The organism is Aureimonas ureilytica, from assembly GCF_001475935.1.
Lineage (GTDB): Bacteria > Pseudomonadota > Alphaproteobacteria > Rhizobiales > Rhizobiaceae > Aureimonas > Aureimonas ureilytica_A.
Genome location: NZ_LDQA01000022.1, coordinates 31,332 through 45,754, shown reverse-complemented (window position 1 = coordinate 45,754; position 14,423 = coordinate 31,332). Strand labels below are relative to the sequence as shown.

The window sequence follows — 14,423 nt, the reverse complement described above, 5'->3', positions numbered from 1 at the left end:
GGTACTGGAGCGCGTCACTATACTGCTCGGCTCTTCGTCGGAGTTGCGACACTGACTCGGGAGGACGCCCAAGCGCCATCCCTTTTCCTTTGCATGAAACGAACCGCCTTAGCTTCGTAAGGCCTCCGCGATCGCGCGTAGCCAAATGGAGACGGCGACGGCTCCGGCGTCGGGAATGCCGAGGGCGCGCTCGCCGAGATAGCTTGCGCGGCCAAGGCGCGGTGACATCTGAGCGCTCGCTGCCGCTCCATTGCGGGCGGCTTCCTCGGCTCTGGCAAAGGCCGTCGGCAGCGACTCGCCCGCCGCCACGGAGTCGCTGAGCGCTCGTTCGGCCGGACACAACGCGTCCAGCATGGTCCGGTCGCCCTCCTGCGCTCCTCCGAGCTCCGCGATCGCATCGCAGGCCGCCTTCATGGCCGCGGCGACTGCTCGGGCGTCCGACGTGCCGATTGCGAGTTCACGGGCGGCCCGCATCAGGCCCGTAGCGTAGAACGGCCCCGAACTGCCGCCGATCGCGCGCCGAAGCGCATCGGCCATGGATCGCAGCGCGGTAGGAGGATCGGCCCATGCGCCGCTGGGTAGCGCACGAACCGCCTCGGCGCCGCGCGCGAGACTGGCGCCGAGATCGCCATCCCCGGCGCGCGCGTCGAGATCGGTCAGTTCCGCTTCCGCCGCCTCCATGGCCGACATGACCGCAAGGCTGACGCGCCGCATCGCCTCCATCTCAGCTGGAACGGGCGCATTCTGCTCTTCCCTGGCCGGAGTTTCGGCTGCTGCCAGATGCATGTCGCGATTGAGATGTCCGCCACCCGGCCAAGCCGGCGCGCCGGTGGGCGCGTCCAGCAGGGCCAGTCGCGCATCGTCCACGCGCAGGAGAGACAGCGAACAGCCCCGCATGTCGAGCGCCGAGAGGAGCGTCCCCGTCCAGGCGCGCTCGACGACGAGCCCACGCGCTTCGGCCTGCGCCAGCGCTTCGCGCGCCACCACGTCGAGCTCCATCGGGGGCGTGCCGCCGAGGCCGTTGACGAGAAGGACGCAGCGCTCGCCCCGCTTCAGCGCGAGATCGTCCGCGATGGCCGACAGAAGAATCTCAACCAGCGCGGCGGCCGGCTGCATCGACGCCCGGCGCACGCCCGGTTCGCCATGAATGCCGAGGCCGAGTTCGATCTCGCTTTCGCCCAAGGCAAAGCCCGCCTTGCCGGCGGCCGGCACGATGCAGGGCTCCAGCGCGAGGCCCATGGAGCCGAGATCGGCGGCGGCCGCGCTGGCAAGCCTTGCGACCTCGGCCAAGTCACCGCCCCGCTCGGCCGCCGCGCCCGCGATCTTGTGAACCAGCACGGTGCCGGCAATGCCGCGCCGGCGCGTCTTGGGCACAGTGTCGCGCAGCGCCACATCATCGGCCACCACGACGATCTCGACCGGCTTGCCCTCGCCTCTCAGGATTTCCGCTGCCAGGCCGAAATTGAGCCGGTCTCCGGTATAGTTCTTGACGATGAGCAGCGCTCCCGCCTCGCCCGTGACCGCGCGCAAGCCCGCCAGAACCGCGTCCGAGGAGGGCGAGGTGAAGACATCGCCCGCGACCGCCGCCGTCAGCATCCCCTCCCCGACATAGCCGGCGTGAGCGGGCTCATGGCCGCTGCCGCCGCCCGACAGGACGGCGACGCGCCCGATATTCGGGGGTGTCGCGTCCCGGCGCAGAACGACGCTTTCGCCAGCCAGAAGCACCTGCCCCGGTGCCTGCCGCACCGCCCCTTCCAGCATCTCGGCGACCAGCGTCTTCGGATCGTTGATGAGCTTCTTCATGCTTCTCCCCCGGCCGTGCCTCACAGGCGCGGAGACTGACCGGCCGATGCGCTCTCGGCAAGCCATTCTCGCCAGACCAGCGACAAGCGGGCTGAGCCACGCAGCCTACCCGCGACACTCGCCGCCATGCCTTTCCTGACCTCGAGTCTCACTGGCTTAAGGCGGCGAACCGGCCATCCCTGCTTCCAAAGGGAAACTGGAGGCGGCTGGAGACAGCACTCAACGGCATCGACACAGGATCGTGTCGCCACGCTCCACAAGCCGCCCTCCCCCGACGATGACAAGGCTCGCGCCTTCGCGCTATCGAAGGCACGAGCTTGGTTCCAACCGGAGTGTGCATGTGAAGCCCCAGCCCCTGACGACCGCTCCCGTGGATGCCGAGGCTCGCAAGGCCGTTGCGCCCGTTGTCTGCTATCCCGTCGAGACCCTGCCAAGGCCCGATCTCGCGGCCTATCGCGCTGTGCGCGAGGATTGGAGTTTGGTGGAGCGGGTCACGGTGCCGGCGCGCGACGCGGCCTGCTTCCATGCGCCGGCCGGGCATTTCTTCCGCATTCTCTCCGTGGACGGGCCGCAGGTCGGCGATCTCAATCTGTTCCATGCGAACGATCTGACGGAGCGCTTCTATAGCGGCAAGACGCGCGCGCTGGTTGGCACGCATGTCGGCCTTAGCGATCAGCTCTTCTCCAGCTTTCCCACGCTCCGCCCCATGGCGACGATCACGCATGATACGCTCGATTGGTACGGGTTCGATGCCTTCGGCGGCGCGGTCCATGACGTGATCGGAACGCGCTGCGATCCCTATACGCATTCGCTCCTCAGCGATGGCGGCACCTACCACCATTGCTGCCATTCCAACCTCACCCGCGCGCTGGCACAGGAAACGGGCCTGCCGCTTCATGAGGCCGAGCGCCATGTGCATGACGTGCTCAACGTCTTCATGTGCACCGGCTTCACACGCGATACCGGGCAGTATTTCATGAAGGCGAGCCCGGTGCGGCCGGGGGATTATCTGGAATTCTTCGCCGAGATCGATCTTCTGGGTTGCCTGTCGGCGTGTCCCGGCGGCGACTGTTCGACGGTTCATTCCTCGGACGCGGCGGCCTGCTATCCGCTGATGGTGGAGGTCTACAAGCCGAACCGCCTGCCGGAGGGATGGGCGCCGTCCGCCGTCAATCGCTACGACCGGACGCACGGCACGGCGGTCTGAGACGGAGCGAGGCCGGCGGGCTCAGCCCTCGGCCAGACGCCGATCGGCTTTGAGAAAATGCGGCTGGAGGGCGGTGCGGAAACGCGCCGCCGTCGGGAAGTCCCAGACCGGATCACCGCCGAGGAACTGGTCGAGAAAGGGAATGGCGAGGTTCGGATCGTCCTGCACATTCTCGCGGAAGGACTGCCAGCTTCGCAGTTCCACCGCCTGTGGCGAGAGATGGATGCCCTCCAGCGACTGTTCCGCCAGAACCTTGTCGAGCACGGTGATGCAGAATTCGAAATAGAAGACGCCTTCCGGCCAGAAGGCGATCAGGGACTGCTCCGAGCTGACGGGCTGGTTCGAGGGCGCAGGCGCACGGGTCGAGGGAACCGGCTCGACCGGGCGGTTGCGGATCAGGCTGCTCATCAAAAGCCCGGCCGCGAAATGGCTGAAATCACGCCGATCGCGCGAGGCCAGCTCACGCTCGGCGTCGAACTTGCGCACCCATTCCAGAAAGGCGCGCGTGAGCTTGCGCGAAGATATCTGAAGATCGGTGCCATAACGGGCGTTGAACTGGTCGAGCCCGACATGGGTCAGCCGCGAGAAGGCCGCCAGACGCCGGATCGAGCGGCGCAACTGCGAGCGGCCATCGCCCTCCGCGGGAAAGTCGAAGCTTAGCTTCAGCGCGCTGTCGCTCAACGGATCGCTCCCCTCATTCTCTGATTCTGTCTTGGGCCTATCAGGGAAGATAGGGCACGGTCTGGCGCCAGAGCGCGGCCAGTTCGTCCAGCTTGCGCGCCTTGAGGAGCGCCAGCCACTCTCCCTCTTCCGCCTCCATCGCCCAGCGCGCGCTGGCGAGGATCACCCGCGCATCCTCGCGCGGATTGTCGAGGCGCACCAGGACGGCGAGCCAGGCGATCAACGCTATGCGAGCGTTGAGATGGGTGCTCTCGTCGCGCTCCTCCTGGGTGAGCACCACGGACAGGCAGGGGCGCACGATGTCGAGCGAGGCCATGCGCGCGGCGATGCGCACAGCGGAAAGAGCCGCATCGGACGGGGCTGTGAGCGGACGGTCGAGATTGCGGCTCGCGAGCTTGAGTTCGGATACGAAGGCCCCGCTCGGCCCGTCCAGATCGAGAATGGCCTGACAGACGGCATAGACGTCCCGCGTGCGCTCGGCCACCTGCCCCTGCGCCAGACCCGCGCCCAGCCGGTCCAGCCGCGCGCCGAGATCGGCGCCGTCGCGCGCCAGCACCATGCCGGCGAAGCGCTCGGCCCGCGTGAAGACGCCATCGGCCAGCCGCGCCAGTTGGCGCGTCGGCTCGGGCGTTCCGAAGAACCGGCTCGACACCGCGCCGGCCTTCGCCTCGCGTCGGATCGAAGACCGGAGGTCGCGGATCCCTTCCTTGAAAGGCAGAGCCAGACTATCAGGATATGGCAACATGGACGCTCTCCCATTTGCGAGTGAACATTAGCACAGGGCCGATCGGAAGATGAGGAATTTTCTCCGGACCGGCGCCATCACAAAGCCGGAACAAGCCCCCGTCCGCGCGGGGGCGTAACGCGCCTTCGACCCCAAGCGCCCGATGAGAACGCAAGGAACCACAGACATGTCCGATCAGGGATCTCTCGTTGGATCGCGGGCCGACCGGATGCGGGTTCGGGCGGCCTGGATGTATTACGTCGAGCAGATGACGCAGAACGATATCGCGACGGCGCTCGGCGTCGGCCGCGTCAGCGTTGTCCGGCTTCTGGCCGAAGCTCGCAACCGCTCGGAGGTGCGCATTTCCGTTGCCGGGCCGCTGGCCGAACTCACGCAGACCGAGCGCGCGCTGGAAAAACGCTTCGGACTGGACACGGCCATCGTCGTGCCCGCGCCGGGCTCGGGCGAAGACCCCGCGCCCGTCATCAGCGCGGCCATTGGCCATTACCTGTCGGAAACGGTCGCCAATGGGATGACGGTCGGCCTTGGCTGGGGCCGAACCCTGTTCGAATCGCTCCCCTTCATCGAGGCGCGGGCGCTGGAGGATATGCGCGTCGTCTCGCTGCTCGGCGGCATCAGCCAGGCCCATCGCTTCAACCCGGCCGAATTTGCCTGGCGCTTCGCGCAGATCTTCAACGGCGACGCCTTTCTTCTGACCGCGCCCGCCATCGTCGACAGCGTCGAGACCAAGACGGCGCTGATCGAGCGCTGCGGCCTCAGCTCGGTTCTCGACATGGCCGGCCATCTCGACATGGTGGTGCTCAGCGTCGGCGGCATCACAGCCAACGCCACCACCTATCGCACCGGCTATATCGCGGAGGCCGACCGTCTGTCCTTGAAACGGGCCGGGGCGGTCGGCGATCTCCTGTTCCACTTTCTCGATGCGGATGGAAAACTGGTGGATCATCCGATCAACGCGCGCATCATGTCGGCCGAGGTCGAGGCGATCAGCCGAACGCCCAAGCGCATCATGGCCTCCGGCGGGCCGGATAAGATCGACATTCTGCGCGCCTCCCTCGCCCTTGTCCGGCCGACCGTCCTCATCACGGACGAAACCAGCGCCCTGCGCCTTCTCGAAGTGCCCGCCAGCTGACACGACCTGTCAGAACATCTTGACACAGAAGAAGTCAAATGTTCATTGTTAGGCAACGATGCACGGGAGAGCATCGTCGGGAGGTTTCCATGTGGAGTTGGCAGGTGATCCTGGCGCTTCTGGCGCTGGCGTGGATGCTGCAATGCTGGGGCACGTTCGTCCAGATCCGTCGCTATCGCGATGCGTTCCGGCATTTGTCCTCGGAATATTCCGATGGCTGGATGGGCGCGGGCAAGAGCGGCGGCGGCTTCAGGCGCGGCGCGATCGTCATGGCCGTCGCGGCGCCGGACGGCACGCTCCGGCGCGTCGTCGCCCTCGAAGGACGTACCATCTTCGCGCATTTCCAGCCGGTGGCGCGTTTCGAGGGCCTGTCCTTGGCGCAGGCCCGCGCCGGCGCCGAGGCCCAGCCCAAACATCCGCTGGAGCGGGCGCTTCTGACGGCTCTCGATCAGATCGAGACCGTTCGGCGTGGCACGACGCCATCCGAGGCCAATAATCTCGCAACATTCTCGCCGTCCCTCGCTTGAGCGACGAGCGATGAGCAAGGCCGCCGCGCGGGAGTGGCGCGGCGCGCCTGACAAAGGATTTCCAGACTGACGAGAAACCCCGAAGGGGGTTTTCCTCAAAATGGCCGGGAGGGGCCTTATGATGCTGACCATGATGATGGCGCAAGGCGTGGCGGATCTCGCCAGCCATGGCGCCGCCTATGCCCATGCCTTGAGCGACCCCGCGATCGTCGCGCCCGCCACGGATCTCGCCGGCCATCACGGCGCGCTGGCCGACAGCGCCCATCACGGCGCTCAGCTCCTGGCCCAGGCCGCCGATCCGGGCGCCGCCGGAACCGCGCAGGCGACCGCCCCTGCCAGCAGCGGCGGCTCGATCTCGGCTTCCGAATATGCCAAGCGCGTTCAGCAGCTCTCGCCCGGCAACCAGGAAGAGCAGCTCGGCTGGCTCGCCACGATCGGCCGCCATTTCATCGGCATGTTCCAGAAGGGCGGCGAGGTCTTCCTCGGCTTCGTCACCGGCATCATCCCGACCCTCGTCGTCCTGATGACGGCCTTCTACGCGCTGACCGGCATGATCGGCGAAGAGCGTGTGCATGGTCTGGCTCAGAAGGCCGGTCGCTACGCTCTGACGCGCTACACCGTTCTGCCGGTGCTCGCCATGTTCTTCCTGACCAACCCCATGGCCTATACGTTCGGCACCTTCCTGGAAGAGAAGCACAAGCCGGCCTTCTACGATTCGGCCGTGTCCTTCTGCCATCCGATCCTGGGCCTCTTCCCCCATGCCAATGCCGGCGAGTATTTCGTCTGGGGCGGCGTTCTGGTCGCGCTTCTGGAGCTGGAAAACCGGGGCGTCATCCCGGCCGGCTACCACATCAATCTCGCCATCTTCTACTTCATGGTCGGCATCGTCGTGATCCTTCTCAAGGGCATCGTCACCGAGCGCGTCACGCGGTTTCTCGCGCAGCGCGAAGGCGTGACGCTTTAAGGCTCGGGACCGGAAGGACAGACCCATGACCAAGACATTTCGAGCCATTCGCGTGTCCGCCGGCAAGGGCGGCTGGGGCGGGCCTCTGGTGATCCAGCCGACGCCGGAGCGCGACAAGATCGTCGCCGTCACCGGCGGCGGCATCCCCGCCGTCGCCCAGCGCCTCGCAGAGCTCACCGGCGCGACCGTCGTGGACGGGTTCCGCACCCCGCCGCTCGAAAGCGAGATCGCGGCTGTGGTGATCGATTGCGGCGGCACGGCGCGCTGCGGCGTCTATGCCCGCAAACGAATCCCGACCGTCAACATCATGCCGGTCGGCCAGAGCGGCCCGCTCGCCCAATTCATCACCGAGGACATCTACGTTTCGGGCGTGACGCCCGAGGATATGGCCCCGGCGGATGGCACGAGCGCTGCGAGCGGCCAGGCTTCGGCCTCGCCCGCCGGCATGGGCCAGCCCACCGCCGCGCCGCGCAGCTTCTCCTCGGCGGCGGAAGCCACCGCCGCGCTCGGAAATTCCATGCCGGCCACCAACAAGGGCGGCCTGATCGGCGCGATCACCTCGGTCGGCCGCGTCATGGGCCGGGCCGTCGGCATCTTCTTCAATGCGGGACGGCGCACCATCGACATGGTGATCCGCAACGTGCTGCCCTTCATGGCCTTCGTGACCATGCTGATCGGCATCATCCTCTACACCGGCATCGGCGATCTTCTGGCCGCTCCGATGGGACCGCTCGCCAACAATATCTTTGGTCTGATCGTCCTGTCGGCCATTTGCGGCCTGCCGTTCCTCTCGCCGATCCTCGGCCCCGGCGCCGTCATCGCGCAGGTGATCGGCGTCGCCATTATCGGCCCGCAGATCGCCAATGGCACGATCGCCCCCGCCATGGCCCTGCCGGCGCTCTTTGCCTACAACACGCAGGTCGGCTGCGACTTCGTGCCGGTGGGCCTCGCGCTCGGCGAAGCCAAGCCCAAGACGATCGAGATCGGCGTGCCGGCCGTTCTTCTCAGCCGCCAGATCATGGGTCCCGTCTCGGTGCTCATCGCCTGGGTCGCGAGCTTCTTCCTCTGATCGCGACGTGTTCCTTTGATATCGAAGCGGGCCGGCGCGCCGGCCCGCCCCTGCCGGGCGCGGCACTCATCACCGCTGCCCTTTCCCGGAGAGTGTCATGAGCCTACAATTCCGCACCGCCGTCACCGCCATCGGCCCCGATGTGGCCGACCTTCTGGAAGGCGGCGTTCTCATTCTCTTTGCCGACGGCGCGCCGCCGGAGCTGGCCGAAGTCTCGGTGACGCACCGTGTGGTGGAAGGCCCGAGCGACGAGCCCCCCGCGCCGGGCGCGACGATCCGGGTCGGCTCCGTCGAGGCCAGGCTCACCGGCATCGGGCCGCTCGCATGGGCCAAGGTGCGCGACATCGGCCATGTCGTCATCAACTTCAACGGCGCGGAAACGCCCGAGCGCCCCGGCGAAATCACCGCCAGCGAAGTCGATGCCGCGACGCTCGCCGGCGCGCTCCAGCCCGGCGCCGAGATCACGATCGGCGGCTGACCGCCGAGCCCTCGAGGGCAGACCCTTCGGAGCCGCTCGCCACTGAGCATCGCGACCGATGCGCGGCATCGGCTCCGCTCGTCCCCCGAGCCAGCGGCCGGAGCCCCCTCCCCGGTCCTTCGCCGGTTTCGATTTCCTTGTCCTCTGTGGAACTATGAGTGCCATGATCGAGCGATCCGTCGTCGTGCGCGTGCACGAGGGGCTTCATGCCCGCCCGGCCACGCAATTCGTCAAGCTCGCCAAGAGCTTCGCCAGCGACATCGAAATCCGCTGCAACGGGCGAGGCGCCAGCGCCAAGAGCGCGGTGAAGCTGATGCTGCTGGGCGTCAAGGAGAACGACGAGGCGACGCTGCGCGCCGATGGCGACGACGCCGCCGACGCCCTTTCGGCTCTCTCCACCTTTCTTCAGACGCCGGATGCGGGCGACGTTGCGCTGTCGGCCAAACCGGCCGAGACGCATGCCACGCCGGCGCAGCCGCTCGCCACCGGCGCATCGCGCGGCATCGGCGCCAGCGAGGGCACGGCGATCGGCCCGGCCTTCGCCTTCTTCCCCGCCGCACTCGACATCCAGCCCCGCACCGTGCCCGGCCATGAGCGGGAGGCCGAGCGCGCGCGCTACAGCGCGGCGCTTGCCGAAACCGTCCAGTCCTTCCGCGAAGCCAAGAGCCGGCCGGGCCTGAAGCGCGACGATGCCGCCATCATCGACGCTCTGGTGGAAGTCGCAGAGGATGGCGAGTTCATTGCAGCCGTCGAGGCCGCGATCCGCGACGGGCGCGACGCGCCCAGCGCCGTGGTCGAGGCCGGCCGCGAGATCGCAGCAAACTTCGAAGCGCTGAGCGATCCTTATCTGCGCGCCCGCGCCGAGGATATTCGCAGCGTCACCCGCAGCCTCGCGCTGACGCTTCTGGGGCGCAAGGATACGACGCTCGCCGAAATGCCGAAGGGCTCGATCATCGTGGCGGACGAGATCGCCGCGCTGGACCTCGCCAAGGCGACGCTCTTGAACATCGGCGGCATCCTCTGCCGCAAGGGCGCGGCGACGAGCCATGTCGCCATCATGGCGCGCGCCCATGGTATCCCGGCCGTGCTCGGCTTTCCCACGGAGGAAGCGGTGCTGAAGGCCGCGCGCACGATCGGCCTCGACGGGTCGAGCGGCGAGGTCGCCATCGATCCGGACGGCGAGGCGACGGTGCGCTTCCAAAGCGCCATCGCGCGCGAGGCGGAGGAGCGCCGCAAGCTCGACGCCTATCGCACCGTGGAGCCCAGGACGCGTGACAACAGGCGCATTGAAATCGCCGCCAATCTCGGCTCGCTCGCCGAGATCGAGGGGGCGCTCAAGGCGGGCGCCATGGGCGTCGGCCTGTTCCGCACCGAATTCCTCTTCATGGAACGGCGCTCCCTGCCGGGCGAGGACGAGCAGGCTGAGACCTACACCAAGCTCGCGGAAGCCTTCGCGCCCTATCCGGTCGTGATCCGCACGCTCGATATCGGCGGCGACAAGCCGGTGGCCGGCATCGATTTCGAGCACGAGGACAATCCGTTCCTCGGCTGGCGCGGCGTGCGCATGTGCCTGGAGCGGCCCGATGTCTTCAAGCCCCAGCTTCGCGCGCTGCTTCGCGCCTCGCCGGTCGGCAACGTCAAGATCCTGCTGCCGATGATCGCCGATGTCGGCGAAGTCCATGCCGTGCGCGCGCTCTTGGACGAATGCCGCACCGAACTGGATGCGGCAGGCATCGCGCATGGCGCGTTCGAACTGGGCGTGATGATCGAGACCCCGGCGGCCGTGTTCCTCGCGGCCGAGATCGCGCGCGAGGTGGACTTCTTCTCGGTCGGCACGAACGATCTGACGCAATATGTCATGGCGGCCGACCGCCTCAATCCACGTGTCGCCAAGCTGAACCGCACGGAGCATCCGGCTGTCCTCGCCGCCATCCGCCATGCGGCGCAGGCTGCGCGCGAAGCCGGCATCTGGATCGGCGTCTGTGGCGAAGCGGCAGCCCGCCCCGACCTCATCCCCTTCTTCGTGGAGAATGGCGTGAGCGAACTCTCCATGAGCCCGACTTCCATCCCTCGCGCCAAGAAATGCGTGACGGAGATTTGAGGGACTGGGACGGCCAAAGATCCTTTCGGGGCGGACAGGTCATTGTTCGCTCCTCGACCTGACGGTGTTAAATACATCCGGTTGAACCGATCGGGACGGGATGTAGGAATTGGCAAGGGTTCAGCGCCTGATCCGCATTGCGGTCTTGGTTTCGGCAGGCGTTGCGGTGGCAGGGATCGCTTTCGTCATCGTAAGAGTGGGTTGGTTCGACAACGAACCCTCCTTCCGTTTGGAAGGCGAACAGACCTTCACCTGCTACCTCGATAGGGCGCTGCGTTATCCGACGCTTTCAGTCGGCTTCTCAGACAACGGGAAGCGTGCGGTCATACATTTTCCGGATCGCGATGCGTCGACAGCCTTCCAGCGAGGTGGTTTAACCGGCGATGTTTTTCGTGACGACGGTGTTGAGCTTCTCCTGGACCCAGAAGCCTATGTGACTGGGTACGGCGCCCAAAGTATCGGGCCTTGTCAGCGCGACTGAAAACTTGGCAACGGATATCCACCGCAACGGGATTCGTAAGCGGCATCCGTCGCTCACGAATTCGGCTTTGCAATCGTCAGCGCGCCATCTCAGCCGCGATCTCCTCATAAGTCCGAGCGACGAAATCGGCCGCGGCTTCGTGCAGCGCCTCGCCGGAATTGGCGAGAAGATGTGCGCCGCCGAGAAATCCATAGGCCGTCATGCCCGCCGCCTTCGCGCCCATGATGCCGAAGCGCGAGTCTTCGATCACGAGGCAGCGCGCGGGATCGACGCCCATCCGGGCGGCCGCGTGAAGCACGAGATCGGGCTCGGGCTTGCCGCGCGACACGTCATGCGAAGAGAAGATCGCATCCGCCGCGAAATAGGAGGCAAGGCCCGTGACCGAGAGGCTGTGCCGGATGCGCTCGTGATCGGACGAGGAGGCGACGCAGCGCGGGAGCGAGGAGGTGTCCAGAAATTCCACCACGCCCGGCACGGGCCGCAGGTGCTCCGTGAAGAGCGCCTTCGTCTCCTGCCAGAAGCGGGGGTGGTAATCCTGCGAAATGCGCTGGCCGGTGCGCGCCTCGATACCATCGAGGATGTCGTGGAATTTCATGCCCACGAAGTTGCTGACCATCTCGGCCATGACATCGATCCCGGCCTGTCGGAAGACCGACTGCATGGCCCGTCGCGCGAGGACTTCGCTATCGACGAGCACGCCGTCGCAATCGAAAATGATGAGATCGAACTCGGCCATGGGCCTCCCCAAACGCAGGAGCCGTGCCGACGAACGCAGGTCCATCGGCACGGCGTCAGGGTGTTGAACTAGCGTAGTGTCCCTGATGACAGGCGTCTCCGCCTGGCCGGGATGTGTTCCAGTTGTTCAGCGCGTGAGTTCGCGCAGGAGCCGCGCCACGTCGGCCCGCTGTTCGATTTGCGGCATATGGCCGGTGCGCGGGAACACGTGCAAGGCGACGCGCCCCGGCAGGCCGGTGAAATGCCTGATCGGCACGACCCGATCCTCCGCGCCCGCCACGATCTTTACCGGCATGGCGAGATCGGTGAGCAGGCCGCGCACGTCGAAATGCTGCGCCCCGTTGGAGAAGAGCCGGCTGACCAGCTGCGTCTGCGCCTCCGACTGGACGCCATCGGCCCGGCCCCGCGCGGTGGCGCGCACGAACCCGTCCGAAATGGCGGCGGGATCGCTAACGAGATGGCGCAGCCATGAGCGGATCGGCGCTTCCTCCCGCGCGCGGGCAAAGCCTTCCGCAAACGCGGTGTCGATATCAGGCCCGAAGCCGGCGGGCGCGAGCAACAGGAGCGAGCGCACGTCGATCGCCAACCCGGCCGCGACGGCACTCGCCACCGCGCCGCCGAGCGAATGGCCGACGAGATGACAGGAGGCGAGGCCCAACGCCCGAAGCGTCTCCTCCACGCCGGACACCAGCGCGTCGAACCCGTCCGCCACTCGCCCGACCGAACCGCCATGACCGGCCAGATCAAGCCCAAGCACCGGATTGGGGCCGGTGAACTCCGCCAGAAGCGGACGCCAGCTGGCGCTTTCCGAGCCGAAACCGTGAAGGAGGACGAGTGGTGTGCCCTCCCCTTCGCGCAGCGTCACGACGTGAAGCGGCGTCTCGCCATTGACAACGAGACGCGGTTTGGCCGGTGCCGGCTGGGGCGCTGGCTGGCGGGCAAGACCGGGTGCCGGCGCGGGTGGCTCGGTGCGAACCGGAGCCTCCGCCGGCCGGGCGCGGGCCGCTGCCTGCTGTGCCGCTTCCACATCCTCGCGGCCGATGCGCCCCATCGGGCCATGGCCGGTGACGCTGGAGAGGTCGATGCCATATTGGCGCGCGATGCGCCGCGCGAGCGGCGTCGCGCGAACGCCCCGGCGCTCGCCCGCCTCCTTGGCGCAGCAAGGCTTGGCCCCATCCGGGTCCGGACCGACCGTGGTCGGCTTGCCGGCATCGGCCGTCGGCGCGGGCGCATTCACCGCTTCGCCCTCGGCATAGATCCAGGCGACGGGCGAGCCGACCGCGATGTCGACGCCTTGCGCGCCCGTGACATTGCGCAGCGTGCCGGAGGCCGGCGCGTCCACTTCCATGGCCGCCTTGTCGGTCTCGATCTCGAACAGCGGCTCGCCCTTCTTGATCGTATCGCCGTCCTTGTAGAACCAGCGCGAAATCTGGCCGGTCGCCATGTCCATGTCGACCTTGGGGAGAATCACTTCGGTCGGCATCGCGTCAGCGCTCCCGCCGGGCCAGCGCGCGCACGGCCTGAACGATGTCGGGCACCTGCGGCACAACGGCCTTTTCCAGTTCGGGATTGTAGGGGATCGGCGATTCCGCGCCGCCCAACCGGATGATCGGCGCGTCGAGATAGTCGAAGGCTTCCGATTCCGCGATCATCGCCGAGATTTCGGCCCCGACGCCCAAGGTCTTCACGCCCTCATAGACGCAGACGAGACGGCCGGTCTTCATGACGCTCGCGATGATGGTCTCGCGATCCATCGGGCGGATGGTGCGCAGGTCCACGACCTCGACGTCGATCCCTTGCTTTTCCAGTTCCTCGGCGGCGCTCAAGGCCTTATGCACCATGATCGCAGAGGCGACGATGGTCACGTCCCGCCCCGCGCGGCGCACCAGCGCCTTGCCGATCGGCACGGTGTAGCGCCCCTCGGGCACCTCGCCCTTCATCTTGTAGAGGATCTTGTGCTCGAAGATCATCACCGGATCGGGATCGTCGATCGCCGCGAGCAACATGCCCTTGGCATCGTGCGGGGTCGCGGGCTGGAGAACCTTCAGCCCAGGCACATGGCCGAGCCAGGCCTCCAAGCTCTGGCTGTGCTGCGCGGCCGCGCCCGTTCCCGAGCCTGCTGGAAAGCGCATGACGAGCGGCACGGAGACGTTGCCGCCCAGCATGAAGCGGAGCTTGGCCGCCTGGTTGACGATCTGCTCCATGGCGAGCGTCGCGAAGTCGGAGAACTGGAACTCGTAGATCGGCTTCATGCCGGTCAGCGCCGCGCCGACGGCGACGCCCGCGCCGCCGAGTTCGGCGATCGGCGTGTCGATCACCCTGTCCGCGCCGAAGCGGTGGACGAGATCGCCCGTCACCTGGAAGGCCCCGCCATAGACGCCGATATCCTCGCCCATGATGAAGACGCGCGGGTCTTCCTCCATGGCGATGGCGATGGCTTCCTGGATCGCCTGGGCATAGGACAGCTCGCGGCCGACAGCCGCGTCGATGGTCTCGCTCA

14 protein-coding genes are annotated in these 14,423 nt (G+C 67.1%); 8 read left to right on the top strand and 6 right to left on the bottom strand.

The features are described from left to right. Nucleotides 1–108: 108 nt before the first annotated feature. Nucleotides 109–1,803, bottom strand: a complete 1,695-nt coding sequence (locus NS365_RS09905) for a dihydroxyacetone kinase family protein (protein WP_058600125.1) — start codon at nucleotides 1,801–1,803, stop codon at nucleotides 109–111. Between the two features lie 340 nt (nucleotides 1,804–2,143). Here NS365_RS09905 and NS365_RS09900 point away from each other — a divergent pair, with 340 nt between their 5' ends. After that, nucleotides 2,144–3,010 carry an urea carboxylase-associated family protein gene (locus tag NS365_RS09900; RefSeq protein ID WP_058600281.1) on the top strand — a complete coding sequence of 289 codons (867 nt, stop codon included), beginning with the start codon at nucleotides 2,144–2,146 and terminating at the stop codon, nucleotides 3,008–3,010. 21 nt (nucleotides 3,011–3,031) lie between these two features. Here NS365_RS09900 and NS365_RS09895 read toward each other — a convergent pair whose 3' ends face one another. Both NS365_RS09895 and NS365_RS09890 read right to left on the bottom strand, forming a co-directional pair. Further along, entirely contained in the window at nucleotides 3,032–3,691 is a 660-nt protein-coding gene (locus tag NS365_RS09895) for a hypothetical protein (RefSeq protein WP_058600124.1), read from the bottom strand. 40 nt (nucleotides 3,692–3,731) lie between these two features. Continuing rightward, the gene (locus NS365_RS09890) at nucleotides 3,732–4,436 is read right to left on the bottom strand and encodes a hypothetical protein (RefSeq protein ID WP_058600123.1); all 705 of its coding nucleotides are present in this window, start codon (nucleotides 4,434–4,436) and stop codon (nucleotides 3,732–3,734) included. A gap of 166 nt (nucleotides 4,437–4,602) precedes the next feature. Here NS365_RS09890 and NS365_RS09885 point away from each other — a divergent pair, with 166 nt between their 5' ends. From NS365_RS09885 to NS365_RS09855, 7 genes are all read left to right on the top strand, one after another. Continuing rightward, nucleotides 4,603–5,568 carry a sugar-binding transcriptional regulator gene (locus NS365_RS09885; RefSeq protein WP_244498413.1) on the top strand — a complete coding sequence of 322 codons (966 nt, stop codon included), beginning with the start codon at nucleotides 4,603–4,605 and terminating at the stop codon, nucleotides 5,566–5,568. Nucleotides 5,569–5,657: 89 nt separating this feature from the next. After that, nucleotides 5,658–6,095, top strand: coding sequence for a transcriptional regulator GutM (locus NS365_RS09880; RefSeq protein WP_058600121.1), 438 nt, complete (start codon nucleotides 5,658–5,660; stop codon nucleotides 6,093–6,095). A gap of 190 nt (nucleotides 6,096–6,285) precedes the next feature. Continuing rightward, a complete protein-coding gene (srlA, locus tag NS365_RS09875; protein WP_058600280.1) occupies nucleotides 6,286–7,059 on the top strand; it encodes a PTS glucitol/sorbitol transporter subunit IIC in 774 nt (257 codons plus the stop codon). Between the two features lie 25 nt (nucleotides 7,060–7,084). After that, nucleotides 7,085–8,128 carry a PTS glucitol/sorbitol transporter subunit IIB gene (gene srlE, locus NS365_RS09870; protein WP_058600120.1) on the top strand — a complete coding sequence of 348 codons (1,044 nt, stop codon included), beginning with the start codon at nucleotides 7,085–7,087 and terminating at the stop codon, nucleotides 8,126–8,128. Between the two features lie 97 nt (nucleotides 8,129–8,225). After that, nucleotides 8,226–8,606, top strand: coding sequence for a PTS glucitol/sorbitol transporter subunit IIA (locus NS365_RS09865; RefSeq protein ID WP_058600119.1), 381 nt, complete (start codon nucleotides 8,226–8,228; stop codon nucleotides 8,604–8,606). Nucleotides 8,607–8,769: 163 nt separating this feature from the next. Then, nucleotides 8,770–10,707 (top strand): phosphoenolpyruvate--protein phosphotransferase, encoded by a 1,938-nt coding sequence (gene ptsP / locus NS365_RS09860; protein WP_343286838.1) that lies wholly within the window; start codon nucleotides 8,770–8,772, stop codon nucleotides 10,705–10,707. A 109-nt stretch (nucleotides 10,708–10,816) separates the two neighbouring features. After that, nucleotides 10,817–11,188 (top strand): hypothetical protein, encoded by a 372-nt coding sequence (locus NS365_RS09855; RefSeq protein WP_058600118.1) that lies wholly within the window; start codon nucleotides 10,817–10,819, stop codon nucleotides 11,186–11,188. A 76-nt stretch (nucleotides 11,189–11,264) separates the two neighbouring features. Here NS365_RS09855 and NS365_RS09850 read toward each other — a convergent pair whose 3' ends face one another. From NS365_RS09850 to NS365_RS09840, 3 genes are all read right to left on the bottom strand, one after another. Then, nucleotides 11,265–11,924 (bottom strand): HAD family hydrolase, encoded by a 660-nt coding sequence (locus tag NS365_RS09850; protein WP_058600117.1) that lies wholly within the window; start codon nucleotides 11,922–11,924, stop codon nucleotides 11,265–11,267. 126 nt (nucleotides 11,925–12,050) lie between these two features. After that, complete coding sequence (locus NS365_RS09845) at nucleotides 12,051–13,406, bottom strand: acetoin dehydrogenase dihydrolipoyllysine-residue acetyltransferase subunit (protein ID WP_058600116.1); 1,356 nt, start codon at nucleotides 13,404–13,406, stop codon at nucleotides 12,051–12,053. 4 nt (nucleotides 13,407–13,410) lie between these two features. Continuing rightward, nucleotides 13,411–14,412: an alpha-ketoacid dehydrogenase subunit beta gene (locus NS365_RS09840; protein WP_153003723.1), complete on the bottom strand. Its 1,002-nt coding sequence runs from the start codon at nucleotides 14,410–14,412 to the stop codon at nucleotides 13,411–13,413. Nucleotides 14,413–14,423: the final 11 nt, after the last annotated feature.

What these genes read in the sequence shown, in the direction of transcription:
- NS365_RS09905 (WP_058600125.1), bottom strand. Translation starts at nt 1,803, where the DNA reads ATGAAGAAGCTCATCAACGATCCGAAGACGCTGGTCGCCGAGATGCTG.
- NS365_RS09890 (WP_058600123.1), bottom strand. Translation starts at nt 4,436, where the DNA reads ATGTTGCCATATCCTGATAGTCTGGCTCTGCCTTTCAAGGAAGGGATC.
- NS365_RS09885 (WP_244498413.1), top strand. Translation starts at nt 4,603, where the DNA reads ATGTCCGATCAGGGATCTCTCGTTGGATCGCGGGCCGACCGGATGCGG.
- NS365_RS09880 (WP_058600121.1), top strand. Translation starts at nt 5,658, where the DNA reads ATGTGGAGTTGGCAGGTGATCCTGGCGCTTCTGGCGCTGGCGTGGATG.
- srlE (WP_058600120.1), top strand. Translation starts at nt 7,085, where the DNA reads ATGACCAAGACATTTCGAGCCATTCGCGTGTCCGCCGGCAAGGGCGGC.
- NS365_RS09865 (WP_058600119.1), top strand. Translation starts at nt 8,226, where the DNA reads ATGAGCCTACAATTCCGCACCGCCGTCACCGCCATCGGCCCCGATGTG.
- ptsP (WP_343286838.1), top strand. Translation starts at nt 8,770, where the DNA reads ATGATCGAGCGATCCGTCGTCGTGCGCGTGCACGAGGGGCTTCATGCC.
- NS365_RS09850 (WP_058600117.1), bottom strand. Translation starts at nt 11,924, where the DNA reads ATGGCCGAGTTCGATCTCATCATTTTCGATTGCGACGGCGTGCTCGTC.
- NS365_RS09845 (WP_058600116.1), bottom strand. Translation starts at nt 13,406, where the DNA reads ATGCCGACCGAAGTGATTCTCCCCAAGGTCGACATGGACATGGCGACC.